The 23,160-nt window shown below is 62.1% G+C and carries 25 protein-coding genes and 1 pseudogene; 6 read left to right on the top strand and 20 right to left on the bottom strand.

The features are described from left to right. The 4 genes from AC1DX0_RS12070 to dusB all read right to left on the bottom strand — a co-directional run. The coding region (locus AC1DX0_RS12070; RefSeq protein ID WP_477355472.1) for a HAMP domain-containing protein at window positions 1-1,067 on the bottom strand (1,067 nt) is incomplete at its 3' end. Window positions 1,068-1,218: 151 nt separating this feature from the next. Then, window positions 1,219-2,679 carry a nitrogen regulation protein NR(I) gene (gene ntrC / locus AC1DX0_RS12065; protein WP_027045043.1) on the bottom strand — a complete coding sequence of 487 codons (1,461 nt, stop codon included), beginning with the start codon at window positions 2,677-2,679 and terminating at the stop codon, window positions 1,219-1,221. After that, a complete protein-coding gene (locus AC1DX0_RS12060) occupies window positions 2,676-3,818 on the bottom strand; it encodes a two-component system sensor histidine kinase NtrB (RefSeq protein ID WP_477220623.1) in 1,143 nt (380 codons plus the stop codon). Before AC1DX0_RS12060 ends, ntrC begins: the two co-directional genes overlap by 4 nt. Then, window positions 3,815-4,843, bottom strand: coding sequence for a tRNA dihydrouridine synthase DusB (gene dusB / locus AC1DX0_RS12055; RefSeq protein ID WP_477220624.1), 1,029 nt, complete (start codon window positions 4,841-4,843; stop codon window positions 3,815-3,817). The genes AC1DX0_RS12060 and dusB overlap by 4 nt, the downstream gene beginning before the upstream one ends. 232 nt (window positions 4,844-5,075) lie before the next feature. On the opposite strand from dusB, the gene AC1DX0_RS12050 reads away from it, so the two are divergent. Together AC1DX0_RS12050 and AC1DX0_RS12045 are read left to right on the top strand one after the other, a co-directional pair. After that, the gene (locus AC1DX0_RS12050; RefSeq protein WP_477220625.1) at window positions 5,076-6,299 is read left to right on the top strand and encodes a bifunctional 2-C-methyl-D-erythritol 4-phosphate cytidylyltransferase/2-C-methyl-D-erythritol 2,4-cyclodiphosphate synthase; all 1,224 of its coding nucleotides are present in this window, start codon (window positions 5,076-5,078) and stop codon (window positions 6,297-6,299) included. After that, window positions 6,296-6,784, top strand: coding sequence for a CinA family protein (locus tag AC1DX0_RS12045; RefSeq protein WP_477355469.1), 489 nt, complete (start codon window positions 6,296-6,298; stop codon window positions 6,782-6,784). The genes AC1DX0_RS12050 and AC1DX0_RS12045 overlap by 4 nt, the downstream gene beginning before the upstream one ends. Before the next feature lie 122 nt (window positions 6,785-6,906). Here the strand turns inward: AC1DX0_RS12045 and AC1DX0_RS12040 are convergent, their stop codons facing one another. The 12 genes from AC1DX0_RS12040 to eno form a co-directional block, all read right to left on the bottom strand. After that, the gene (locus tag AC1DX0_RS12040; RefSeq protein ID WP_475450858.1) at window positions 6,907-7,365 is read right to left on the bottom strand and encodes a type II toxin-antitoxin system RatA family toxin; all 459 of its coding nucleotides are present in this window, start codon (window positions 7,363-7,365) and stop codon (window positions 6,907-6,909) included. An 8-nt stretch (window positions 7,366-7,373) separates the two neighbouring features. Next, a complete protein-coding gene (gene lipA / locus AC1DX0_RS12035; protein WP_477220627.1) occupies window positions 7,374-8,339 on the bottom strand; it encodes a lipoyl synthase in 966 nt (321 codons plus the stop codon). A 137-nt stretch (window positions 8,340-8,476) separates the two neighbouring features. Beyond that, window positions 8,477-8,734, bottom strand: coding sequence for a GlsB/YeaQ/YmgE family stress response membrane protein (locus AC1DX0_RS12030; protein WP_477220628.1), 258 nt, complete (start codon window positions 8,732-8,734; stop codon window positions 8,477-8,479). A 99-nt stretch (window positions 8,735-8,833) separates the two neighbouring features. After that, on the bottom strand, window positions 8,834-10,279 hold the full coding sequence (gene lpdA / locus AC1DX0_RS12025) for a dihydrolipoyl dehydrogenase (RefSeq protein WP_477355467.1): 1,446 nt from the start codon (window positions 10,277-10,279) through the stop codon (window positions 8,834-8,836). Between the two features lie 15 nt (window positions 10,280-10,294). Continuing rightward, entirely contained in the window at window positions 10,295-10,933 is a 639-nt protein-coding gene (locus AC1DX0_RS12020) for an SGNH/GDSL hydrolase family protein (protein ID WP_477355464.1), read from the bottom strand. A gap of 4 nt (window positions 10,934-10,937) precedes the next feature. Next, window positions 10,938-11,351 carry a hypothetical protein gene (locus tag AC1DX0_RS12015; protein ID WP_477355461.1) on the bottom strand — a complete coding sequence of 138 codons (414 nt, stop codon included), beginning with the start codon at window positions 11,349-11,351 and terminating at the stop codon, window positions 10,938-10,940. Between the two features lie 14 nt (window positions 11,352-11,365). Next, window positions 11,366-12,739: a pyruvate dehydrogenase complex dihydrolipoamide acetyltransferase gene (locus AC1DX0_RS12010; RefSeq protein WP_477355458.1), complete on the bottom strand. Its 1,374-nt coding sequence runs from the start codon at window positions 12,737-12,739 to the stop codon at window positions 11,366-11,368. A gap of 9 nt (window positions 12,740-12,748) precedes the next feature. Further along, window positions 12,749-13,042 carry a DUF5076 domain-containing protein gene (locus AC1DX0_RS12005; protein ID WP_477220633.1) on the bottom strand — a complete coding sequence of 98 codons (294 nt, stop codon included), beginning with the start codon at window positions 13,040-13,042 and terminating at the stop codon, window positions 12,749-12,751. Between the two features lie 4 nt (window positions 13,043-13,046). Continuing rightward, window positions 13,047-14,447 carry a pyruvate dehydrogenase complex E1 component subunit beta gene (locus tag AC1DX0_RS12000; protein ID WP_477220634.1) on the bottom strand — a complete coding sequence of 467 codons (1,401 nt, stop codon included), beginning with the start codon at window positions 14,445-14,447 and terminating at the stop codon, window positions 13,047-13,049. A gap of 15 nt (window positions 14,448-14,462) precedes the next feature. After that, window positions 14,463-15,500: a pyruvate dehydrogenase (acetyl-transferring) E1 component subunit alpha gene (pdhA, locus tag AC1DX0_RS11995; RefSeq protein ID WP_477355455.1), complete on the bottom strand. Its 1,038-nt coding sequence runs from the start codon at window positions 15,498-15,500 to the stop codon at window positions 14,463-14,465. 192 nt (window positions 15,501-15,692) lie between these two features. Continuing rightward, the gene (locus AC1DX0_RS11990) at window positions 15,693-16,016 is read right to left on the bottom strand and encodes an FtsB family cell division protein (RefSeq protein WP_477220636.1); all 324 of its coding nucleotides are present in this window, start codon (window positions 16,014-16,016) and stop codon (window positions 15,693-15,695) included. Between the two features lie 158 nt (window positions 16,017-16,174). Further along, window positions 16,175-17,449, bottom strand: a complete 1,275-nt coding sequence (eno, locus tag AC1DX0_RS11985) for a phosphopyruvate hydratase (protein ID WP_477355452.1) — start codon at window positions 17,447-17,449, stop codon at window positions 16,175-16,177. Window positions 17,450-17,649: 200 nt separating this feature from the next. On the opposite strand from eno, the gene AC1DX0_RS11980 reads away from it, so the two are divergent. Next, window positions 17,650-17,775, top strand: coding sequence for a hypothetical protein (locus tag AC1DX0_RS11980; RefSeq protein WP_477220638.1), 126 nt, complete (start codon window positions 17,650-17,652; stop codon window positions 17,773-17,775). Between the two features lie 57 nt (window positions 17,776-17,832). On the opposite strand, the gene AC1DX0_RS11975 is transcribed toward AC1DX0_RS11980, so the two are convergent. Together AC1DX0_RS11975 and AC1DX0_RS11970 are read right to left on the bottom strand one after the other, a co-directional pair. Further along, on the bottom strand, window positions 17,833-18,198 hold the full coding sequence (locus AC1DX0_RS11975; protein ID WP_477220639.1) for a PRC-barrel domain-containing protein: 366 nt from the start codon (window positions 18,196-18,198) through the stop codon (window positions 17,833-17,835). An 83-nt stretch (window positions 18,199-18,281) separates the two neighbouring features. Beyond that, on the bottom strand, window positions 18,282-18,485 hold the full coding sequence (locus AC1DX0_RS11970) for a dodecin family protein (RefSeq protein WP_195174839.1): 204 nt from the start codon (window positions 18,483-18,485) through the stop codon (window positions 18,282-18,284). A 195-nt stretch (window positions 18,486-18,680) separates the two neighbouring features. On the opposite strand from AC1DX0_RS11970, the gene AC1DX0_RS11965 reads away from it, so the two are divergent. Next, entirely contained in the window at window positions 18,681-19,238 is a 558-nt protein-coding gene (locus tag AC1DX0_RS11965; RefSeq protein WP_477220640.1) for a hypothetical protein, read from the top strand. Window positions 19,239-19,362: 124 nt separating this feature from the next. Here the strand turns inward: AC1DX0_RS11965 and kdsA are convergent, their stop codons facing one another. After that, window positions 19,363-20,208, bottom strand: a complete 846-nt coding sequence (kdsA, locus tag AC1DX0_RS11960; RefSeq protein ID WP_477220641.1) for a 3-deoxy-8-phosphooctulonate synthase — start codon at window positions 20,206-20,208, stop codon at window positions 19,363-19,365. Beyond that, window positions 20,205-21,089 carry a VOC family protein gene (locus tag AC1DX0_RS11955; RefSeq protein ID WP_477355449.1) on the bottom strand — a complete coding sequence of 295 codons (885 nt, stop codon included), beginning with the start codon at window positions 21,087-21,089 and terminating at the stop codon, window positions 20,205-20,207. The genes kdsA and AC1DX0_RS11955 overlap by 4 nt, the downstream gene beginning before the upstream one ends. A gap of 202 nt (window positions 21,090-21,291) precedes the next feature. Between AC1DX0_RS11955 and AC1DX0_RS11950 the strand changes: the two genes are divergently transcribed. Together AC1DX0_RS11950 and AC1DX0_RS11945 are read left to right on the top strand one after the other, a co-directional pair. After that, window positions 21,292-22,626 carry a glycosyltransferase family 4 protein gene (locus tag AC1DX0_RS11950; RefSeq protein ID WP_477220643.1) on the top strand — a complete coding sequence of 445 codons (1,335 nt, stop codon included), beginning with the start codon at window positions 21,292-21,294 and terminating at the stop codon, window positions 22,624-22,626. Then, window positions 22,623-23,160, top strand: a pseudogene (locus AC1DX0_RS11945) (hypothetical protein); the annotation flags it as partial. The gene AC1DX0_RS11950 and the pseudogene AC1DX0_RS11945, both read left to right, overlap by 4 nt.

Below are 23,160 nucleotides of genomic sequence, written 5' to 3'. Positions count from 1 at the left end.
CCGTCGGAAGGCCTGACGGGAACCGCGACGTCGAGATTGCCGGTCGCCACCTCGTCGGCAGCACCGATGAGCTGGCGGATCGGCCGTACGAGACGGTCGGCGACSGCAATGCCGGTCCAGATSGCSGACAGGATGATGATCAGSGTCAGSGACAGATASGGMAGCGCRAASGCCACCTGCGACGTSCGSCKRTTKTCTTCSAGGYYGCGGTATTCGKCGGTGTTGGACYKGACGATCTGCCGCGCCTTGATSACYTCGGGATCRACRAGGCGRATGGTGTAGAGRTAGAGSCCYTCRATCTCRCGCARCTTGACGATGGCGCCCATRATGTTGCGGGTGCGCGGCTCGATCAGCACCGGTTTGCCGTCGGTGGCGCTGCTGACCGAGCCTTCCGGCGGTTCCGGCATGGAGAAATCAGCATCGGTCTGCGCGCTCATGACGAACGAGCCGTCGGGCTTGATCAGCGCCGCATGGGCCAGAGACCGGCCCACCGCCTCCTTGTTCATGAGGTCGAGAAAGCCTGTGCGATCAAGGCCGTAGAGCGTGCGCGACGCATCGAGATCATAGGCCATCGACAGCGTCGTGCCCTGCAGATTGCGGGCGTTTTCCTGGACATAGGCATCGGCGATCGACAGCGAGGAGTTGACGATCGTCTTGGTACGGATCTCGAACCAGCGATCGAGGCCGATATCGAGCGTGATCGAGGCGATGATCGCCACCATGATGGCGGGGATGGCGGCAACCAGCGCGAACATGGCGACGATGCGCACATGCAGCCGCGAGGCCGCCTTGCCATGCCGGCGCGCCATGACGATGCGATGCACCTCGCGTCCGACCAGCGCGCTGAGGAAAAGCACGAAGGCGGCGTTGAGCGCGATCAGCGCCCAGGTCGTCCTGGCGTCAGGCGCGATCGGCGTCGCGCCCACCAGGATGGTGAATGAAATGGCCGCCATGACCAGCGCGCCGACGACCGCCACCACGCCGGGCAGCGCCAGCAGGCGGCGTCCGTCGCGTGCGCCGGGTTCGCTGAAAAGCGGTTGGTTGAGTACAGGTGCCTGCGGAGCCATGTCGCCGTCTGGGAGCCAATGATTGCGTCCGATCTATGCAACGCATTGTGGCGATTATGCAACAAGTGTGACAATGGCGGAAATCTTTCGCCACTCAGTCCCCTGAAAAGACGCTCAGTCTCGTGAAAAAAAGTCGACGTCGGATCGGCGCTCAGCCCGGCCGCGATGATTTGTAGACATTGACGCCCAGCTCGCGAATCTTCTTGCGCAGCGTGTTGCGGTTCAACCCCAGCAGTTCCGCGGCCTTGATCTGGTTGCCGCGGGTTGCCGTCATCGAGGCCAGGACCAGCGGATATTCGACTTCGGACAGAATGCGCTGGTAGAGCCCGGCGGGGGGCAGTTCGCCGGCAAACGAGGCGAAATAGCGCTGCAGGAAATGCTCGACCGCCTGGCCGATGGAGAGGTCGTCGGGAATGAGGTTGCCGCCGCCGGGGACCACGGGGCGCTCGCCGGTCTTGAGCTCCGCCTCGATGATCTCGGCGGAAATCTCGTCCTGCGAATAAAGCGCTGCGAGCCGGCGAACGAGATTTTCCAGTTCGCGCACATTGCCCGGCCACGGGTAGCGCTTCATCAGCTCGATGCCGCCGGATGAGATGCGCTTGGTCTGCAGCCCTTCCATCTCGCCAAGCTTGAAGAAGTGGCGCACGAGATCGGGCACGTCCTCGGAACGCTCGCGCAATGCCGGCAATCTCAGTGGCACGACGTTGAGGCGATAGAACAGATCCTCGCGRAACAGCCCCTGGTTGATCAGCGTKCGCAGRTCCTTGTTGGTGGCSGCGACRATGCGCACGTCSGTCTTGATCGGCGTGCGKCCGCCGACCGTCGTGTATTCGCCCTGCTGCAGSACACGCAGCAGSCGCGTCTGCGCCTCCATCGGCATRTCGCCGATCTCGTCGAGGAACAGCGTGCCGCCCTCAGCCTGYTCGAAACGGCCGGTGGAGCGGTTCTGGGCACCGGTGAAAGCGCCCTTCTCGTGGCCGAACAGCTCTGATTCGATCAGATCGCGCGGGATTGCCGCCATGTTGATGGCGACGAACGGGCCGCCGCGACGACGGCCATATTCATGCAGCGCGCGCGCCACCAGTTCCTTGCCGGTGCCGGATTCGCCCGAGATCATCACCGTCAGGTCGGTCTGCATCATACGCGCCAGCATGCGGTAGATGTCCTGCATGGCCGCCGAGCGGCCGACCAGCGGCATCGCATCGGGCTGTTCTTCCGGCCGCGCATCGATCTTCGGCCGGCGCGGCTCAGACAGCGCCCGGTTGACGATGTTGAGGAGCTCGGTCAGGTCGAACGGCTTCGGCAGATATTCATAGGCGCCGGTCTCGGATGCACGGATCGCCGTCATGAACGTGTTCTGGGCGCTCATAACGATGACCGGCAGTTCCGGCCGCGCCTTCTTGATGCGCGGCAGCATGTCGAAGGCGTTTTCGTCGGGCATCACCACGTCGGTGATGACGAGGTCGCCCTCGCCCGCTGCCACCCAGCGCCAAAGGGTCGAGGCATTGGAGGTGACGCGCACCTCATGGCCGACGCGCGAGAGCGCCTGATTGAGCACCGTGCGGATCGCCGCATCGTCGTCGGCGACGAGAATATTGCCGCGAACCGTCATTTGCGGTCTCCTTCACCGTCTTCTTCAGCGCCGAACGGCGTTTCCTTCCAGGCCGGCATCAGGATGCGGAAGGTGGTTCCGCGCGGGGTCGATTCGCATTCGATGATGCCGCCATGCTCGCCGACGATCTTGGCGACGAGCGCCAGCCCCAGCCCCGAGCCGTTCGGCTTGGTGGTGATGAAGGGATCGAACAGGATCGGCAGGATATCCTCGGAGACGCCGGAGCCATTGTCGCGCACGCAGAACTCCAGCGGCAGCGATACGCGGTCCTGCGTTCCTGGCACCGAAACGCGAATGCCCGGCCGGAAGGCGGTCGATAGCACGATCTCGCCATGCGGATCGCTGCCGATCGCCTCGGCGGCGTTCTTGACCAGGTTGAGGAACACCTGGATCAGCTGGTCGCGATTGGCGAACACCGGAGGCAATGAAGGATCATAGTCCTCCAATATCCTGACTTTCTTCGCAAAACCGTTCTTGGCGATCGCCTTCACATGGTCAAGCACGACATGGATATTGACGGGATAGCGATCGATCGGTCGCTCGTCGGAAAACACCTCCATGCGATCGACCAGCGACACGATGCGGTCCGTTTCGTCGGTGATCAGCCGGGTCAGCGCACGGTCCTCGTCGGAAGCGGACAGTTCGAGCAGCTGCGCGGCGCCGCGAATGCCGGAGAGCGGATTCTTGATTTCATGGGCGAGCATCGCCGCCAGGCCGGTCACCGAGCGCGCGGCACCGCGATGCGTCATCTGCCGGTCAATCTTGTCGGCCATCGACCGCTCCTGGAACATGACCACGACGGAGCCCGGGAATTCCGGCACCGGCGCGACATAGAGATCGACGACCTTCTCGATGCCGAGGCGTGGCGACGACACATCGACCCGATACTCGTTGACCGGAGCCCGGCGCTCGCGCACCTGGTCGACAAGCGTCAGCAGCGGGCTGCCGAAAGGAATGAGTTTCGACAGCGTGTTGCGGGCGAGCATATTCGCGCTCGAGCGGAAGAAGTCCTCGGCATCGGCATTGGCGTAGGTGATGAATCCGTCCGTATCGACCATGATCACCGGACGGCGGATGGTGTTGAGCACGATATGGGCGGCCTCTGCCATATCGGTGCCACGGGAGACGTTGGCGTTCATGCCGCACTCCGCAGGTTCAGGGGTTGCGGATCGCGCGAGAATACATTTCGCAGCAGGGCAATGACGCGGGCCGGCTCGAACGCGGTCAGGATGGCTTTTCGGTCGTCGTCGGCAGCGCCAACGCCATGGCGATCGAGATACCAGCCCAGATGCTTGCGCGCCTGGCGCAAGCCGCTCTCGACGCCATAAAGCGCCAGCATGTCTTCGTAGTGGGCGACGACATAGTCGGCCAGTGCCGCGGGATTCTGCGGCATCTTGGCCGCCGTTTCGCCTGCGGCCGCGGCTGCGATGCCACCGGCGATCCAGGGCGCGCCATAATGGGCGCGGCCGACCATCACCGCATCGGCGCCGGATTGGTCGAGAATGGCGGCTGCCTCGGCGGGATTGCAGACATCGCCATTGGCAACGACCGGGATGGAAACGGCTTCCTTGACGCGGGCGATGGCGCGCCAGTCGGCCTTGCCCTGATAGAACTGGCAGCGCGTGCGGCCGTGTACCGTCACCATGCTGACGCCCGCCTGCTCGGCACGGCGTGCGAGGATTGGCGCATTGAGTGCGCCTTCGTCCCAGCCGAGCCGCATCTTGACCGTCACCGGCACCTTGACCGCGCCAACCACCGCCTCGATCAGCGACAGCGCATGGTCGAGATCCAGCATCAATGCCGAGCCGGCATAACCACCGGTGACCTTCTTGGCCGGGCAGCCCATGTTGATGTCGATAATGTCGGCGCCCTCGCCGGCGGCGATGCGCGCGCCTTCAGCCATATGTGCCGCCTCGCGGCCGGCTAGCTGCACCATATGGACGGGCAGGCCGGAATGACGTATGCGCAGGTCGAAGCCGGCCCTGCCCTTGGCGAGTTCGCCGCTTGCCACCATTTCGGACACGACAAGGCCGGCGCCATGCGCATGGGCGCGCTTGCGGAAAGGCTCGTCGGTGATACCCGACATCGGCGCGAGGAACACGCGATTGCGGATTTCCACGCCGCCGACGTCGAGAGGCGCGGCCAATTTGGCTGAGTTAACCATGCACAAAAACCAAGCACGTCCATTCGTTGCACATTCTCTAGCCATATCGGCCGCAATGTGCAACGCGGAATGACGCCACATTAAGGCGCAATTGGGAAAATGCCGGCCTTAGGCTTTTACCCCGACCAGGGCCTGGCGCGTCCTTTCAAGACGCTTTGGAATTCATATTTGACGCACGATCTTTTCGGAAAACCAATTACACTTTTGGGGATCGTGCGCTAAGCCAATCGCCATGACTGACGGAAGTGAAAACGCGAGCGCGACGGGCGGGGTTGCGGTGGTGATCGTCGCCGCCGGCCGCGGCGCTCGTGCCGGGCAGGCCAACGGACCCAAGCAGTACCAACACATCGGCGGCCGCGCCGTCATTGCGCATACGCTGGAGATGTTTCTTGCCCATCCGCGCACCGGCCAGATCGTTGTCGCCATCCATGCCGATGACCATGAACTGTTTCGGCAAGCAGCTGGCACCCAGGCCCAGCGTGTCATCGCCGTCATTGGCGGGCCGACCAGGCAGGAGTCCGTCCGGCTCGGCTTGCTGGCGCTGAAAGACCACGCGCCGGGTCAGGTTCTGATTCACGATGCTGTCCGCCCGTTCGTCGACGCGGAGTTGATCGACCGCACCATCGCCGCCATCGGCGAGAACGAGGGGGCGTTGCCTGCCCTGCCCGTCGCCGACACGCTGAAGCGCGAGTCGGCGTCAGGCGTGGTCGCGGAAACCGTTTCCCGCAGCGGGCTGCATGCGGCGCAAACGCCGCAAGGTTTCCCCTACGGGCCGATCCTTGCCGCGCATGACAAGGCCCATCAGCTGGGCAGGCTGGATTTCACCGACGACGCGGCCATCGCCGAATGGGCGCATATTCCAGTCAAGTTGGTTCCCGGCTCGCCGGACAACGTCAAACTCACCTGGGCACGGGACATCGCCATGGCGCACCAGCGGCTTTCCAGCGAACGCACACTCTTCCCCGACATCCGCACCGGCAACGGCTACGACGTCCACGCCTTCGAGCCTGGCGATCATGTCACCCTGTGTGGCGTCGTCATTCCGCATGACAGGAAACTGTCGGGCCATTCCGATGCCGATGTCGGCCTGCACGCTTTGACCGACGCGCTGCTGGCGACCTGCGGCGCCGGCGACATCGGCACGCATTTTCCGCCGTCCGATCCGCAGTGGAAGGGTGCTGCGTCGCGGATCTTCGTCGAGCATGCGGCAAAGGTGGTGCGCGGGCGCGGCGGCCGCATTGCCAATGCCGACATCACGCTGATCTGCGAGGCGCCGCGCGTCGGCCCACACCGCGAGGCAATGACATCAGCCCTGTCGCAGATGCTAGGCATTTCCGCCGACCGCATCTCGATCAAGGCGACAACCAACGAGAAGCTCGGTTTCATCGGCCGCGAGGAAGGCATTGCGGCGATCGCTACGGCCAGCGTGGTGTTTCCGGGCGAGGTGCCGGAATGAGCAACGCCGAACTCGCAAACGCCCTGCTGCTGGCCTGCCAGCAACGTGGCATCATGCTGGCGACGGCGGAAAGCTGCACCGGCGGCCTGATCATCGCCGCGCTCACCGACATTGCCGGCTCCTCCGCCGTGGTAGACCGCGGCTTCATCACCTATTCCAACGAAGCCAAGATGGAGATGCTCGGCGTTTCCGCCGAAACGCTCGACGCGCATGGAGCTGTGTCGCGCGAAACGGTGCTGGAGATGGCGGYCGGCGCGCTGGCGCATTCRCGCGCRAGCCTTTCTCTKGCCGTTACCGGCATTGCCGGYCCARGCGGCGGYTCGGCCGACAAGCCGATCGGTCTCGTCTGGTTCGGCCTTGCCCTGGCCGGCCAGCCGGTTGCCGCCGAGCGCCAGCTGTTCGGCCACAAGGGCCGCGAATTCATCCGCCACGAGACTGTGAGACACGCGCTGAAGTTGGGCCTGCAAGCGCTCAGCCAGAATTAGAGCAATTCCAGGAAAAGTGTGAAGCTGTTTTCCCGGGAAAAGCGCATAGCGCTTTCCCTTGGGAATTGCGTCAAAACAAAGAGTTAGAGCAGTTCGCCGTTTCCGTGAAACGGTGAAATGCTCTAAGCCTGCGGTGCGACACCATAGATGACGTCGGCGCGCTTTTCGAAAGCCTCGGCGAACATGCGGAAGGCACGGTCGAACATGGTGCCCATCAGCGCGCCCAGGATGCGGCTCTTGAACTCATAGTCGATGAAGAAGCGGACGGCGCAGCCGGCGCCGTCGGGCTCGAAACGCCAGACATTGCTCAGATATTTGAACGGGCCATCGATGTACTTGACGTCGATGGCGTTCTCGTCGGGCTTCAGCAGCACCTGCGTGGTGAAGGTCTCGCGGATGGCCTTGTAGCCGATGCTCATGTCGGCCAGGAGAACGGTGCGTCCGTCACGCTCCTTGCGCGAGCGCACCGTCAGCGCTTCGCAAAGCGGCAGGAATTGTGGATAGGCCTCGACATCGGCAACCAGCGCAAACATCTGCTGCGGCGTGTGGGCAACGCGGCGGGTGGCTTCGAATTTGGGCATAAAATCGGCTAGAGCGACTTCTGGAGCTGCGCTTCCCGCGCCGCGCGCAGCCGGGCGAAATCGTCGCCGGCATGGTGCGATGAGCGTGTGAGCGGGCTTGATGCCACCAGCAGGAAACCCTTGGTCCGGCCGATCGTCTCGAAGGACTTGAATTCCTCCGGTGTGACGAAGCGGATCACCGGATGGTGCTTCTTCGACGGCTGCAGATATTGGCCGATGGTCATGAAGTCGACATTGGCCGAGCGCAGATCGTCCATCAGTTGCAGGATCTCGTTCCGCTCCTCGCCCAGGCCGACCATGATGCCGGATTTGGTGAAGATCGACGGATCGAGTTCCTTGACCCGCTGCAACAGCCGGATCGAGTGGAAATAGCGGGCGCCCGGCCGCACCGTCAGATAGTTCGACGGCACGGTTTCGAGATTGTGGTTGAAGACGTCGGGCTTGGCCGCCACGACGATCTCCAGCGCTCCGTCCTTGCGCAGGAAATCGGGCGTCAGGATTTCGATTGTCGTCAAAGGCGTTGCCGCGCGGATCGCCCGGATGACTTCGGCGAAGTGCTGTGCACCGCCATCGGCGAGATCGTCACGGTCGACCGAGGTGATGACGACGTGGCTGAGGCCCATCTGCTTGACGGCATGCGCGACACGGGCCGGCTCATCGGCATCGAGCGCGGTCGGAATGCCGGTGGCGACATTGCAGAAGGCGCAGGCGCGGGTGCAAATCTCACCCATGATCATGAAGGTGGCGTGCTTCTTCTCCCAGCACTCGCCTATGTTGGGGCAGCCAGCCTCTTCACAAACGGTCACCAGCTTGTGCGATTTCACGATCTCGCGTGTCTCGGCATAGCCCTTCGAGACCGGCGCCTTGACGCGAATCCAGTCCGGCTTGCGCAACACCTCCTGGTCAGGCTTGTGCGCCTTCTCGGGGTGCCGCAGCCGCGGCGCGTTGGCGATTGTGTCGAGGACAGTGACCATCTGAACCTTGGCTTTTCTTGCGACCGCCTGCCGGCGATCGTCACTTTTACGTCATCTAGGACTTTTCGGCACAAAGAAAAAGGCTGCAGCGGCGCATGCCGCTACAACCGTTTTCGCATAGCCGGCAACGATATCGACTAGCGGCGCACCAGGCGACCGACAAAGATCAGCAGGCAGGCACCGATGAAGCCGGTGATCAGATAAGCAATCCAGCCGACGCCGAATGGACCGAAATTGAGCGCCTGCAGGATGGCGTTCAACACGACTGCACCGACGATACCCATGATAATGTTCATGAATATGCCGGTGTTGCTCTTCATGAACATTTCGGCGAACCAGCCTGCCAGGCCGCCGATAATGATGGCTGCGATCCAGCCCACGCCGTTCAAGTGCATATGTCTTCTCCTTGCGCACGTAAAAATGCATCCGGAAACGAACACCGCTGCCGTTGAGTTCCCAGGGCTTTCGCGGCTGAGTCTCTTGCGGCAAATCTATCATGCGTTCAAGGCGCGGCCATAGGCGTCGAGCACGCTTTCCTTCATCATCTCCGACAGGGTCGGATGCGGGAAGATGGTGTGCATCAGCTCTTCCTCGGTCGTTTCGAGGTTCATCGCCACGACAAAACCCTGGATCAGTTCGGTCACCTCGGCACCGACCATATGGGCGCCGAGCAGCTGACCGGTCTTCTTGTCGAAGATGGTCTTGATGAAGCCCTGGTCCTCGCCAAGCGCGATCGCCTTGCCGTTGGCGGCGAACTGGAAGCGGCCGACRCGGATRTCCTTGCCCTCGGCCTTKGCCTTGGCCTCCGTCAGGCCGACTGAGGCGACCTGCGGGTTGCAATAGGTGCAGCCGGGGATCTTGAGCTTGTCGATGGCGTGCACGCCGGGAAAGCTGGCGATCTTTTCGATGCACACCACGCCCTCATGCTCGGCCTTGTGGGCRAGCATYGGYGGGCCSGCGACRTCGCCGATGGCGTAGATGCCGGSYACRTTSGTCTTGCCGTAACCGTCGACGACGAYGCAGCCRCGCTCGGTCTTCACGCCGAGYGTTTCMAGCCCGAGGCCCTCGATGTTGCCYTGCACACCGACGGCSGARATCATGCGGTCGGCAGTGATCTTCTCGACCTTGCCRTCCTTCATCTCGACATGCGCGGTGACCGAGTTGGCACCCTTCTCGACCTTGGTCACCTTGGCTTCGAGRATGATCTTCATGCCTTGCTTCTCGAACTGCTTYTGCGCGAATTTCGAGACYTCGGCATCCTCGACCGGCATCACCGCCGGCAAYAGYTCGACSACCGTCACSTCMGCGCCCATGGTGCGGTAGAAGGAAGCGAATTCGATGCCGATGGCGCCGGACCCCATCACCAGCAGCGACTTCGGCATTTCCGGCGGAACCATGGCCTCGAAATAGGTCCAGATGAGCTTGCCGTCCGGCTCGATGCCAGGCAGCGCGCGGGGCCGGGCACCAGTCGCCAGGATGATGTGCTTGGCGGTGTAGGTGCCCTCGCCCTTGACGCCCTTCGGCACTGGTGGCTGCGGTTCCATCGGCTTCTTGGCTGTCTTGGAGACGACAATCTCGCCGGGCTTCGAGAGTTTTGCCTCGCCCCAGATGACGTCGACCTTGTTCTTCTTCATCAGGAAGGCAACGCCACCATTCAACCGCAGCGAAACTTTTCGCGAACGGTCGACCACGGCCGCCGTGTCGACGCTGACCTTGCCGTCGAGCTTCAGGCCATAGTCCTTCAAATGATCCGAATAATGCATGATCTCGGCCGAGCGCAGCAGCGCCTTGGTCGGTATGCAGCCCCAGTTGAGGCAGATGCCGCCGAGATGCTCGCGCTCGATGATCGCCGTCTTGAAGCCGAGCTGGGCGGAACGCACCGCCGTAACATAGCCGCCGGGGCCGGAGCCGATGATGATGACGTCGTAGTTCTCAGCCACGGATTTTCTCCTTATTCACAGTTCCAGCATGCCGCGCACGACAGGCGCTAACGCCTTGCCGATGTTGCGCGTGTTTTCRGCRTCGAGATGSACGCCGTCGAGCGGTGTGCATCTGGCGACGCTCGCGGCATCAAAAAAGCCGCAGCCCATCTCGTTGGCGGCGGTTTGATAAAAGCCGGCGAGCCTGGGCGACTCGATTGAGCCCGTTCCCAACATTTCGGCATAGTCCGCCTTGCGGGTTTCCACGATATGCGGCGGCGCAACCAGAATAATCTCGGGGGCGACACTGCCGAATGGATAGGCGTGCCCCCGGACGATCTCAACGAGGCGCCGCATGCCATAGGACGCTATGACCGCGCTGCCGTGGATCSACGGCTTCATGTCGTTSGAGCCRAGCATGATGACGATCAGGTCGAKCGGCGAGTGCGTGCTCAGGATCGTCGGCAATATCCGCGCGCCATTTCGGTCCGCGCCCGACAGGAAGTCGTCATAGGCCGTGGTGCGACCGCCCAGTCCCTCGGCAATGACGTGGAATCCCGGTCCGAGCGCTGTCGCCAGTGCGGTTGGCCACTGGTCTTCATGTTCATGTCGACCCAAAGTGTCAGGGTTGTGTCCCCAGGTCAGCGAGTCGCCGTAACAAAGCACCGTCTTCATGCGCTCAACCTGCCTTTGTGGCGGCTAAGCCGCGCTTCACCCGYCAGCGCACGAAAAGCCACTGCACGATGATGGTCACCAGCCCGGGCAAGCCAAGGCCTGCAATGAATGGCATGTCTTTCTTGACGACGGCCGCACTGCTGTCGCTATAGAGCGTCAACGCGACCAGCAGGACAAGCAGCACCGCAAACACGATCAGCGTCCATTTGCCAGTTTTGGCCACTGCGGTGACGGGATCATTCATCAACTGAGCGATGAAGAAGACAAAGGTGACGACGAACGTCACCAGCATCGAGACTGCAAAGGCGACGATGTATGCCCCCTGATCGTCGGTGGCGACAGCCAGCCACTGCGCGACCAGGCCGCCGGCAAAGCCGGAAAGGATGAAAGCAAAAAGGCTGGTGAAGAATGTCCGCACAGCCTTTTCCTTTCCTAGACCAACATGCCCATCGGGTTCTCGATCAGCCGCTTGAAGGCGACCAGCAGCTCGGCACCCAGTGCGCCGTCGACGGCACGATGATCGGTCGACAGCGTCACCGACATAACCGTTGCGATCTTGATCTCGCCATTCTTGACCACAGCCCGCTCTTCACCCGCACCGACCGCCAGGATGGTCGCATGCGGCGGGTTGATGACGGCGGCAAAGTCCTTGATGCCGAACATGCCGAGGTTCGACACCGCCGTGGTGCCGCCCTGGTATTCTTCGGGCTTCAGCTTGCGGCTGCGGGCGCGGCTGGCCAGATCCTTCATCTCGTTGGAGATGGTCGACAGCGTCTTTTCGTCCGCATGCCGAATGATCGGCGTGATCAGACCGCCGGGGATCGACACGGCAACGCCGACATCGGCGTGCTTGTGCTTGACCATGGCGCTCTCGGTCCAGGAGGCATTGGCATCCGGCACCGCCTTCAGGGCCAACGCCATCGCCTTGATGACCATGTCGTTGACCGACAGCTTGTAAGCCGGAGCYTCGCCCTTMTCGGTCTTCTTCACCGGGGCWGCSGCATTGAKCTGCGTGCGCAGCGCSAGMAGCGCRTCGAGCTCRCARTCGAGCGTCAGGTAGAAATGCGGGATGGTGGTCTTGGCCTCGACGAGGCGCCGCGCGATGGTCTTGCGCATATTGTCGTGCGGGACGAGGTCGTAGGAGCCTTGCTCGAACAGCTTCAGCACCTGATCATCCGACATCGCCTTCACGGCGGGAGCGGCAGCAGCAGCCGGCGCACTGGCAGGAGCCTTGGCCGCGGGTGCTGCCTTGGCGCCGCCGCCGGCRATCGCKGCMTCGACATCGGCCTTSACKACACGGCCRTGCGGGCCGGTGCCGGTCACGGCRGAMACATCGACGCCGGCGTCCTTGGCGATACGGCGGGCCAGTGGTGAGGCGAAAGTGCGCTCGCCAGCCGCATGACCATTGGCGGCCGGAGCCGCCTCGGCCTTGGGTGCGGCCGCAGCAACAGGCTTCGGTGCCTCGGCCTTTGGCGCCTCAGCCTTGGGAGCTTCAGCCTTCGGAGCCTCGGCTTTTGCCGGCGCGGCGTCGCCGCCGCTCTTCGCCGCAGCACCCGCATCCTCACCCTCGGCGGCAAGCACGGCGATCAGGGCATTGACCTTGACGCCTTCGGTGCCGGCGGGAACGACGAGCTTCGCCACCGTGCCTTCATCGACGGCCTCGACCTCCATCGTCGCCTTGTCGGTCTCGATTTCGGCGATGACATCGCCCGGCGAAACCTTGTCGCCTTCCTTGACCAACCACTTGGAAAGATTGCCCTCTTCCATCGTGGGCGAGAGCGCCGGCATGGTAATGTTGATTGGCATTTTTCCTCCTCAGTTCCGTCCTGTCAGCGAACGGTGCTGGATATTGAACTGATCCGACATTCTGCCGCGATAGCCGTCTTCCAATGCCTGAAGCGTCTCGATTTCAGGGATGCCATCTTGTTCCAGTCTCATCCAGGCTATGTGCATCCCGACATCGGCGAGCACCATGCCCCAGTTGTGAGCATTTGATCCAAAGAGGTCTTGCATCGTGACAACCGCGTCCGAACCAATCCAGACGCGGAGTACTTCATCAAATTCGCTACTCTCGGCTACCGCTGCGGGAACTTCGAGTTCGCGCGCCATCTCGTTAGCCTCGATACGCGACGGCTTTGACCGCCTCGATGACCTCGCCGACATTCGGCAATGCCAGCTTTTCGAGGTTGGCCGCATAAGGCATCGGCACGTCCTTGCCGGCAATGGTGATCACCGGCGCGTCGAGGAAATCGAAAGCGCGCTGCGAGACCTGGTTGGCGATATGGTCGCCGACCGAGCTCTGCGGATAGCCTTCTTCGACCACGACCAGCCGGTTGGTCTTCTTGACCGAAGCGATGATGGTGTCGAGGTCGAGCGGGCGGATGGTCCTGAGGTCGATGATCTCGGCGTCGATGCCCATGCCGCGCAATTCCGCCTCAGCCTTGACCGCGTAGGTCATGCCGATGCCGAACGAAACGATGGTGACGTCCTTGCCCGCCTTGTGGATGCGCGCCTTGCCGATCGGCAGCACGAAATCATCCAGCTTCGGCACGTCGAAGGACTGGCCGTAGAGGATTTCGTTCTCGAGGAAGATGACCGGGTTCGGATCGCGGATCGCTGCCTTGAGCAGGCCCTTGGCGTCGGCGGCCGTGTAAGGCATCACGACTTTCAGGCCCGGAATGTGGCTGTACCAGGCGGCATAGCACTGCGAGTGCTGGGCGGCGACGCGGGCCGCAGCCCCGTTCGGTCCACGGAACACGATCGGTGCGCCCATCTGGCCGCCGGACATATAGAGCGTCTTGGCGGCCGAATTGATGATCTGGTCGATCGCCTGCATGGCGAAGTTAAAGGTCATGAATTCGACGATCGGCTTCAGCCCGGCCATCGCCGCACCGACGCCGACACCGGCAAARCCGTGCTCGGTGATCGGCGTGTCGACGACACGCCGAGGTCCGAATTCCTGCAACAGGCCCTGCGTGATCTTGTAGGCGCCCTGATATTCGGCGACCTCCTCGCCCATGACGAAGACATCGCCGTCGCGGCGCATTTCCTCGGCCATGGCATCGCGCAGCGCTTCGCGCACCGTGGTCGAGACCATCTCGGTGCCAGCCGGAATGTCCGGATCGGCGGCGATTTCCGTTTTCGGAGCAGCTGCGACAGGAGCCGGCTTAGCCGCCGGAGTGGCGTCTTCAGCCGCGGCCGGGGCTTCCGCCTTTGCCGACGCTTCTGCCTTCGCGGGCGCCGCAGCCTTGCCGGCATCGGCGGCACTTTCGCCTTCCTGCAGCAAGATGGCGATCACCGCGTTGACCTTGACGCCTTCGGTRCCGGCMGGMACCACGATCTTGCCAATCGTGCCTTCATCGACGGCTTCGACTTCCATCGTCGCCTTGTCGGTTTCGATCTCGGCGAGAACATCGCCGGCGACGACCTTGTCGCCTTCGTTCTTCAACCACTTGGAAAGATTGCCCTCTTCCATGGTCGGCGAGAGAGCGGGCATGAGAATTTCGATCGGCATGTTCCTCGCCCTCCCTTACAATACGATATCGGTCCAGAGCTCGGACGGATCCGGCTCTGCATCGTTCTGGGCAAACTCGGCGGCATCGGCGACGATGTCGCGCACCTCCTTGTCGATGGTCTTCAGTTCGTCCTCGGTCGCCCACTTCTTCTGCGTCAACCGCGCCTTGACCTGTTCGATCGGGTCATGGTCGGAGCGCATCTTCTGCACTTCTTCCTTCGAGCGGTATTTCGCCGGGTCGGACATCGAGTGRCCGCGATAGCGATAGGTCTGCATYTCGAGRATGATCGGYCCRTTGCCSGCGCGGCACCATTCGGTSGCMWGATCGSCRGCSGCYTTGACCGCRCGCACATCCATGCCGTCGACCTGRATGCCGGGAATCTTGAACGAGGCGCCGCGATGCGAAAAATTGGTTTCCGCCGACGAGCGCGATACCGAGGTGCCCATGGCGTAGCGGTTGTTCTCGATGATGTAGATCACCGGCAGCTTCCATAGCGAGGCCATGTTGAAGCTTTCATAGACCTGGCCCTGGTTGGCGGCGCCATCGCCGAAATAGGTCAGCGAGACATTGTTGTTGTCACGGTAGCGGTTGGCGAAGGCCAAGCCCGTGCCGAGCGACACCTGCGCGCCGACAATGCCGTGGCCGCCGTAAAAATGCTTCTCCTTGGAGAACATGTGCATGGAGCCGCCCTTGCCCCTCGACAGGCCGCCGCGGCGTCCGGTCAGTTCGGCCATCACGCCGCGCGGAGAAAGCTCCATCGCCAGCATATGACCATGGTCGCGATAGGCTGTTATCATCTGGTCGCCGTCGATCAGCGCCATCTTCATGCCGGTGACGACTGCTTCCTGGCCGATATAGAGATGGCAGAAGCCGCCGATAAAGCCCATGCCGTAGAGCTGGCCGGCCTTTTCCTCGAAGCGACGGATAAGCAGCATATGCCGGTAGGCGGCAAGCTCTTCGTCCTTGGTGAATTCAGTAGGCTTGGGCGCGGAAAGCCCTGATTTGCCGTCGGATTTCGATTTGGCAGGCGCTTTTCTGGCTGCGGTGGCCATGCATCACTCCCTGTTGCGTCTCTTTGCGGACATTAGGGCAGAATGAAATCTGCCCTGGGAAGATCAGCTCTCCCCACCGATTTATGCAAGGCTAACACGCGTCAGAGCGTTGCGCCATGACGAATTTGCATAGCTGGCATGCGCCTAAGCGATTAAAATCATTGAAAATATTGGCGATTAACTGAAAGTCAGTTATTTCGCAGAAGCCGGCAACATGATTGTGATTTCATCAGCCTGGGACAGATTGAGCGCCCTGCGCGCCTGCTCGTCGAGCATGTCCTTCTCCAGCGTACCGTCATGCATGAGCCGGACGCGCCGTTCGAGCTCCATCCGGCGCGCCTTGACGGCATCGAGCTGGGCCTGCAGCGCAACCGTCTGGGCTTCCAGCTGATATTTCGAATTGATGCCGAAYTCGCCGTGATAGGCGTGAAAGCCGAAATAGGCCAGGAACAGGACGCARAGCGASGGRATGATCAGCCGCCCGGTGTTTCTCTGCTTGTGCTGACGCGTCCACATGACCGATTCCCCATGGCCGCAAACTCAAACGACCCGGACCCTTTTTCACCTCATTGTGCTTAACGGACGGTTACGGAGACTGGCCCTCGCGACCCGCGAAATGAAAAAGGGCGGGAATGATCCCGCCCTTCGCACAATGTCCGAGTAGGTATTTCGGATCAGCCCTTGATCGCCGACTTGCCGGCGTAGCGTGCCTGCTTGCCGAGTTCTTCCTCGATGCGGATCAGCTGGTTGTACTTGGCCATGCGGTCGGAGCGCGACAGCGAACCGGTCTTGATCTGCCCGCAATTGGTGGCGACGGCGAGATCGGCGATGGTCGAATCCTCGGTTTCGCCCGAACGGTGCGACATGACGGCGGTGTAGCCGGCCTTGTGCGCGGTCTCGACGGCGTCGAGCGTTTCGGTCAGCGAGCCGATCTGGTTGACCTTGACCAGGATCGAATTGGCAACGCCCATGCGGATGCCGTCGCGCAGCCGCGCCGTGTTGGTGACGAACAGGTCGTCGCCAACCAGCTGSGTCTTCTTGCCGATCAGGTCGGTCAGGTACTTCCAGCCTTCCCAGTCGTCCTCGGYSAGGCCGTCCTCGATCGAGATGATCGGATAGTCGGCCGCGAGCTTGGCGAGGTACTTGGCCTGCGCCTTGGGATCACGCGTCTTCTTCTCGCCTTCATAGACATAATTGCCGTCCTTGAAGAACTCGGTCGCGGCGCAATCGAGGCCGAGCGCGATCTCCTCGCCCGGCTTGAAGCCGGCCTTTTCGATTGATTCCATGATGAAATCGAGCGCCACCGGTGCGCTCTTCAGGTTCGGGGCAAAGCCGCCCTCGTCGCCGACATTGGTGTTGTGGCCGGCATCCTTCAGCTTCTTGCGCAGCGTGTGGAAGATTTCCGAACCCCAGCGCACGGCTTCGCGCAGCGTTGGCGCGCCGACCGGCAGGATCATGAATTCCTGGAAGTCGATCGGGTTGTCGGCATGGGCGCCGCCATTGATGATGTTCATCATCGGCACCGGCAGGATGTGCGCCTTGGTGCCGCCGACATAACGATAGAGCGGCAGGCCAGAGGCATCCGCCGCGGCCTTGGCCACCGCCAGCGAAACGCCGAGAATGGCGTTGGCGCCGAGCCGGCTCTTGTTGGGCGTGCCGTCGAGTTCGATCATCGTCTGGTCGATATGGATCTGGTTTTCGGCTTCCATGCCGCCGATCGCCTCGAACAGTTCGCCATTGACCGCCTCGATGGCCTTGAGCACGCCCTTGCCGAGATAGCGGGCGCCGCCGTCGCGAAGCTCGACGGCTTCGTGGGCGCCGGTCGAGGCGCCCGACGGCACCGCGGCGCGGCCCATCGAGCCGTCTTCGAGCACSACRTCGACCTCGACGGTCGGRTTKCCACGGCTRTCCAGGATTTCACGYCCGACAATGTCGATGATGGCGGTCATTGCGATGTCCCCGATTGATCTGACGAAAGGTCGCGCCCGTCTTAGCCAAAGCGACGCAAAAGGCAATCCGGCCATGGCCGAATAGTGCCGGCGGCCCGATTCACGAAGCGCAAATTTCTGTCATCATAAGTCATGCCACTCGGACACGCGTTCCGGGTTATGGCTATTGCCGCGCKGGGCGAAACAGGAGGAGTTTCGCCATGTCCGAGTTGAGCGGTATCGTGAGTTTGTTCCTGATCGCGGCGGCGTTCCTGACGTCGTGCGATACTCAGCAATCGCCACCGAAGGCTTTCGCGCCTTTGCCGGCCTTGCACATCAGCGAATAGCATTGCCTTGAATCAAAAGGGCCTCGTCGAAACGAGGCCCTTCTTTTTGTAGTCGCGTCAGTGCCAGTAGGGCGTGACCTTGTAATATTCATAGGACGCGTCACGCGCGGTCTCGCCGTCCGCGCCGGCCAGTTCGTTGATCGAATAAGCAGGCGCTGCCTTCAGCTGCTCCTTCGAGAAGGGCACGACATAGCCGCCCTTGTCCTCGTCATAATCGAGACTTGCCCATGGAACGGCGTGATACTTCTCGCCGATGCCGAGAAAGCCGCCAAAGCCGATCACCGCGAACATGATGCCGTTAGACGTCTTGTCGAGCATGATGTCCTCGATGCTGCCGATGCTATCGCCTTCGGTGTTGTAGACCGACGTACCGATGACGCGCGAAGCTGCAATGGCTTCGGTGTGACCTGTCTGAGTTGTCATGATCTGCTCCTCGTTGTCGTTGAACTCTGCTTTGACAATGAGGTGCGGGATCGAAAGTTCCCGACTTTTTCGATGGCAGAAGGTCATTCCGCCAGGATGAAGGTGACCTTCATGTTGACGCGATAGGCCGCGATCTTGCCGTCCTCGACGACGATCTTCTGATCCTGGATCCAGGCGCCTTCGACGTTCTTCAGGGTCTTCGATGCGCGCATGATTCCCTTTTCGATGGCGTCCTGAAAGCTCTTCTTCGACGACGAGGTGATTTCGGTGACGCGGGCGACGGACATGGCTTCCTCCTGCCAAAAAGCTCATTTGCCGGCCAAGCGTACAGCCGGTCTATGGCTTCCACAAGCGCGGCCCCGCCGGGGCCATTGTCATGCCGCCGTCCAGCGTGGCATTGAGAGAGCGTCCGGTCGTTTTGTGAGGCGGCAATGGCCCGAAGGCGCAGTCAGCAGCCAGCAGCGGCGCAGCCGCCGGCACCTGTGGTCGATGCCAATGCCGCGAATGCGTCCAGCGGCTACTTCTTTGCCGGCGCCATGGTGCTGATCGCCGTCCTGATCCCCTGGTATTTCGAGCTGCCCCTCAACTTCAACGTTAACGACCGCGAATTCAATCCACTGGTCTTCGTCCCGGTCGTGTTTGCCGTCATCGGGCTCTACGCATTGCTGAAGGCGATGCGTGACACATTGCGCGTGCGCAAGTTCGGCGCAACGACGCTGGAGGCGGGGCCGGCAAAACCCGGCGGACGCTTCGAAGGCCGGCTGCGGTCGAGCCGCGATCTGGCTCCTTCCGGTGACTATGTCGTCAAATTGCGATGTATCAGAACCTACCGCGTCGGCGGACCGGCCGTGAATACGACCGCGGGGGACAAATCGACCTACAAGGAAGAGCTCAGATACGAGGAAAGCTCGCCGTGCCGCGTGGTTCCGTGCAGTCGAGCGTGGGCATCCCCTTCGCCTTTGCAATCCCGGCCGATGCCCTGCCCGCGAACGGCCCGCCGGTTTACGAGCGCCAGCATGGCAATGTGCGCTGGATCCTGACCGTCACCGCGCCGATGCCGGGCGTCGACTATTATGCGGTCTTCGCGATCGACGTGAGGCGGTCATGAAGCGGTCAGGCCAGAACAACTGACATGCAGGCGCTTGCAGCGTTCCTCAGGGCGCTTTAGCGGCCCTTGGCAATGCGATCGAATGCCATCAGCCTCTCGAGCAGAGCCGGCATATCCTTCAGCGGCAGCATGTTCGGGCCATCGGAAGACGTTGAATTGTCCGGATCCTGATGGGTCTCGATGAACACGCCGGCGACACCGACAGCGACAGCCGCGCGGGCCAAGGTCTCGACAAAGCGCCGCTCGCCACCCGAGGAACCGCCCTGCCCGCCCGGCTGCTGCACCGAATGCGTGGCGTCGAAGATCACCGGCGCGCCGATTTCCGCCATAACAGGCAGCGCGCGCATGTCCGACACCAGCGTGTTGTAGCCGAAGGATGCGCCACGCTCGGTGGTCAAGACATTGGCGTTGCCGGACCCGGTGATCTTGGCGACCACGTTCTTCATGTCCCAGGGTGCGAGGAACTGCCCTTTTTTCACGTTGATCACCTTGCCCGTTTTCGCGGCGGCAACCAGCATATCGGTCTGGCGCGACAGGAAGGCCGGAATCTGCAGCACATCGACATGCGGCGCGACGATCGCGCATTGTTCTTCAGTGTGGACGTCGGTCAGAATGGGAAGCGAAAATTCCTTGCGCAGTTCGTCGAAGACCGGAAGTGCCGCATCCATGCCGGCGCCGCGCGTTGCCGACAGCGAGGTGCGATTGGCCTTGTCGTAGCTCGTCTTGTAGACGAGGCCGATGCCGAGCTTGCCGGTCAGTTCCTTCAGCGCGCCGGCCATGTCGAAGGCATGCTGGCGCGATTCGAACTGGCACGGGCCGGCGATCAGCGCCAAAGCCGCATTGTTGTCGAACACGACATTGCCGACAGTTACGGCCGAATTGGGCATCAGGGGCTTGTTCATGGGATCTCCCGGAAGATGAAAGCCGCGCCCTGTCCGGATGCCGGCTGCACGACAATGTCATTGCCCGCTATATCGTGCTGGATGGAATTGGCTGCAAGCAGCCGTGATGTGACATCGATGCTTCGGACGGCAAAGACGATCGCCGCGAAGCGAAGTTTCGTCGATGACCCGGCCGGAATGCCAAAGCGGGCGGTGAAGGATTTGGGATCAAGCACGCTCAAGGTTGCATTCGGCAGGAGAAACGCCTCGCCGTCGGCGGCAGGATCGTTCACCGCCACCGAGATCAGCCTGATCTGTTCGGCAGGCTGGTCGCTGACCGCCACCACCTCCACAATGCCCGTGGCGCCATTGGCGTGGGTCTGCAAAGCCGTACGGTCCACTTTCGGTGCGTTGATCCGCTGGCAGGCGAAGAGGAACGCATCAGTTGCGCCGCCGGCCGAGGCGAAGGCCAGTTTGAACGACGCCAGGTCGCTTTTGCCCGCCGTGTCGGTGAAAGCGCGCGAAAAGCTCAGCGTGTCTCCTGCCGACAGGCCGGCCTCGACATAGCGCGCATGATCGGTGTCGGCATTGTCCGTGCCGAGAACGACCGCGGAAAATCCCTCATCGCCGCGGCTTTCGCGATAGAGGCGGTCGCGCGCGACGAAGACATTCCCCTCGGCGCTGGCCTTGATCGCTGCCTGTTCATTACCGATTGCGAGCGGCTCCAGATAAGTGCCGTCGGCGAGGAAAACGCAGCAGTTTTCCGTTCCAAAGGGATGGATGCCGGTCGGGGCAACGACGAAGCCAAGCGARGTGAGCCGGGCTCGMGCCACATCGAGGYTCTGCGTMGGCAGCACCAGATGATCGAGCGGATGAATGCCAGCTGCTGTTGTTTTGGTCATTGRGGCGCGATGTGCATCATTCCGCAACACGGTTCAAGACGTGATTGCGATCCTCGCCGCCAGCGGCGGCGCACTGCCACCAGAAATGGTCGCGCGTTTTCTCTTCTGCCGCCGCGGGATTTGACGTAACAATATCCCCCGCATGGGGGATGCTGCGAATTCCGTCTTGGACGATTGTCACGGCGTCGCGATTCGACGTCGAATGGCGCTCACTGCCCTGCGTGCATGGCTGGAACGACGGATGACGGGCAACAGCATGCTCAGGATCTTGCGGATCACGCCGCATTTCTACCGACCCGGCAACTGGCCGGTTGCGTTCGATCCGGTCGGTGGATTGCAGAACCAGACATGGACGATCGCGCAAGGCATGGACAAGGCCGGCGCAAGCCAGACGATCCTGACCAGTTATATTCCCGGCAGCCCGAGGCACGTGCAACTATCCCCAGCGATGCGGGTCAAATGCACAGGTTTCTGGCTGCCCGCGTTCCTCGCCGGCCCAATGCTCTGCTTCAGCTGGTTTCTGGGCGCGATACCGGAGCTGCTTCGCGCCCGGGGTCGCTACGATGTCGTCCACATCCATTTCAACCATTCGATCTGGTGCAGGATCATCGCCATCATTGTCGGCAGACTGAAGATACCGCTTGTCGTTTCGATGAACACGCCTTTGTGGTCCGGGTTTCGGGATGCGCTCCGGCTCGAGGGCAAACCATATGACGTCACTCGCTGGATCGAACGGATGGCCTTGAAGTCGGCAACCCGGGTGGTTGCGCTGACCGAGTCATATGGCCGGAGCGCGGCGGGCGCGTTGGGGTTTCATGCCTCGCGCGTCGACGTGATCCCCGACGCCGTCGACCTTGAAGCTTTCCAGCGCCCGATCGCTCCAGAGGCGCTTCGGGTCTTTCGCGGCGATCACGGCATCCCGGACAGGCGACCAATCGTCAGTTTTATCGGCCGTATCAGTGCAGAAAAGGGTTGGCAGGATTTGCCCGCTCTTGTCGAGCGCCTGTCCGAAAAAGGCGTGTTCCTTCTCATCTGCGGAGATGGCCCCGATCGAGGCAAGCTTGAAGCGGCGCTCGCCGCGATCTCGCGACAGGGTTGGTGGACCATCACCGGATTTGTCTCACCGGCCGAGGTCAAGAAGGCGCTCAAGATATCCGACCTCATGATCCTGCCCTCAAGACGTGAAGCGTTCGGCAGCGTCCTGCTCGAAGCGATGGCAGCCGGCGTGCCGACGGTTGCCTATGCCGTCGGCGGCGTAACTGACGTGGCCGGTCGTCCGGAAGCATTGGCGCTCGTGCCCGAAGGACGAAGCGAAGAGCTTGTCGAGCGAACGCTTCAGATGCTTGCCGACGGCCGCGCACGCGAAATGCTCGTTGCAAGAGGGCGCCGGCGCGTACGAGATTTCTCGCTGGATCGCGCGGTCACACTGAACCTTGCCCTCTATGCGTCGGTTCTCACGAGTTCGAAGACCGGGTCGCGCTCCTCGAAAAGAATTCTGGCGCTGCAGGAGGACGGCGGTTCGCCGGACGGCGCTTGATTAATTTCGTCACCACGCGCAGCCACGCCTATACCGTTCGGCACCTGGTTCATCAGTTGGGCAATGCACGCCACTGGAGCTACGAGCGCCTCTTCCGGCAGAGGGAACTGCGCTCCGGCACCTGGGTCTTTACGGATCATGAGCGGCTTTCGAACTTCGAGATCACACTCGCTGCCAGGGTCGCCAACCGGCTCGAAGACGGCGGCGCCCGCATTCTCAACCATCCCGCCCATGTGCTTGGCCGCCATGATCTGCTGAAAGCCTTGAATGCGGCGGGTATCAACCGCTTCTCGGCATGGCGTTGCGAAAGCCGGCCACGCCCGAACTCCTTTCCCGTCTTCATCCGCAACGAGTTCGACCACCTCTCGGCCGGGCTCGAGTTGATCGCGGACCAGCCGGCGCTTGAGGCAACACTGAGCCGGATGAAGGTCAACGGCATACCGCTGGCCGGCAAGCTGGTGATCGAATATGCCGGACAGGAGGTCAGCCCCGGCGTCTGGCAGCGCTTTGCCACCTACCGCGTCGGCCATCGGC

The organism is Mesorhizobium sp. P3_A9 (assembly GCF_056402975.1).
Note: the sequence above shows the minus strand (reverse complement) of the source record. Positions and strands in the feature narration are given on the sequence as shown.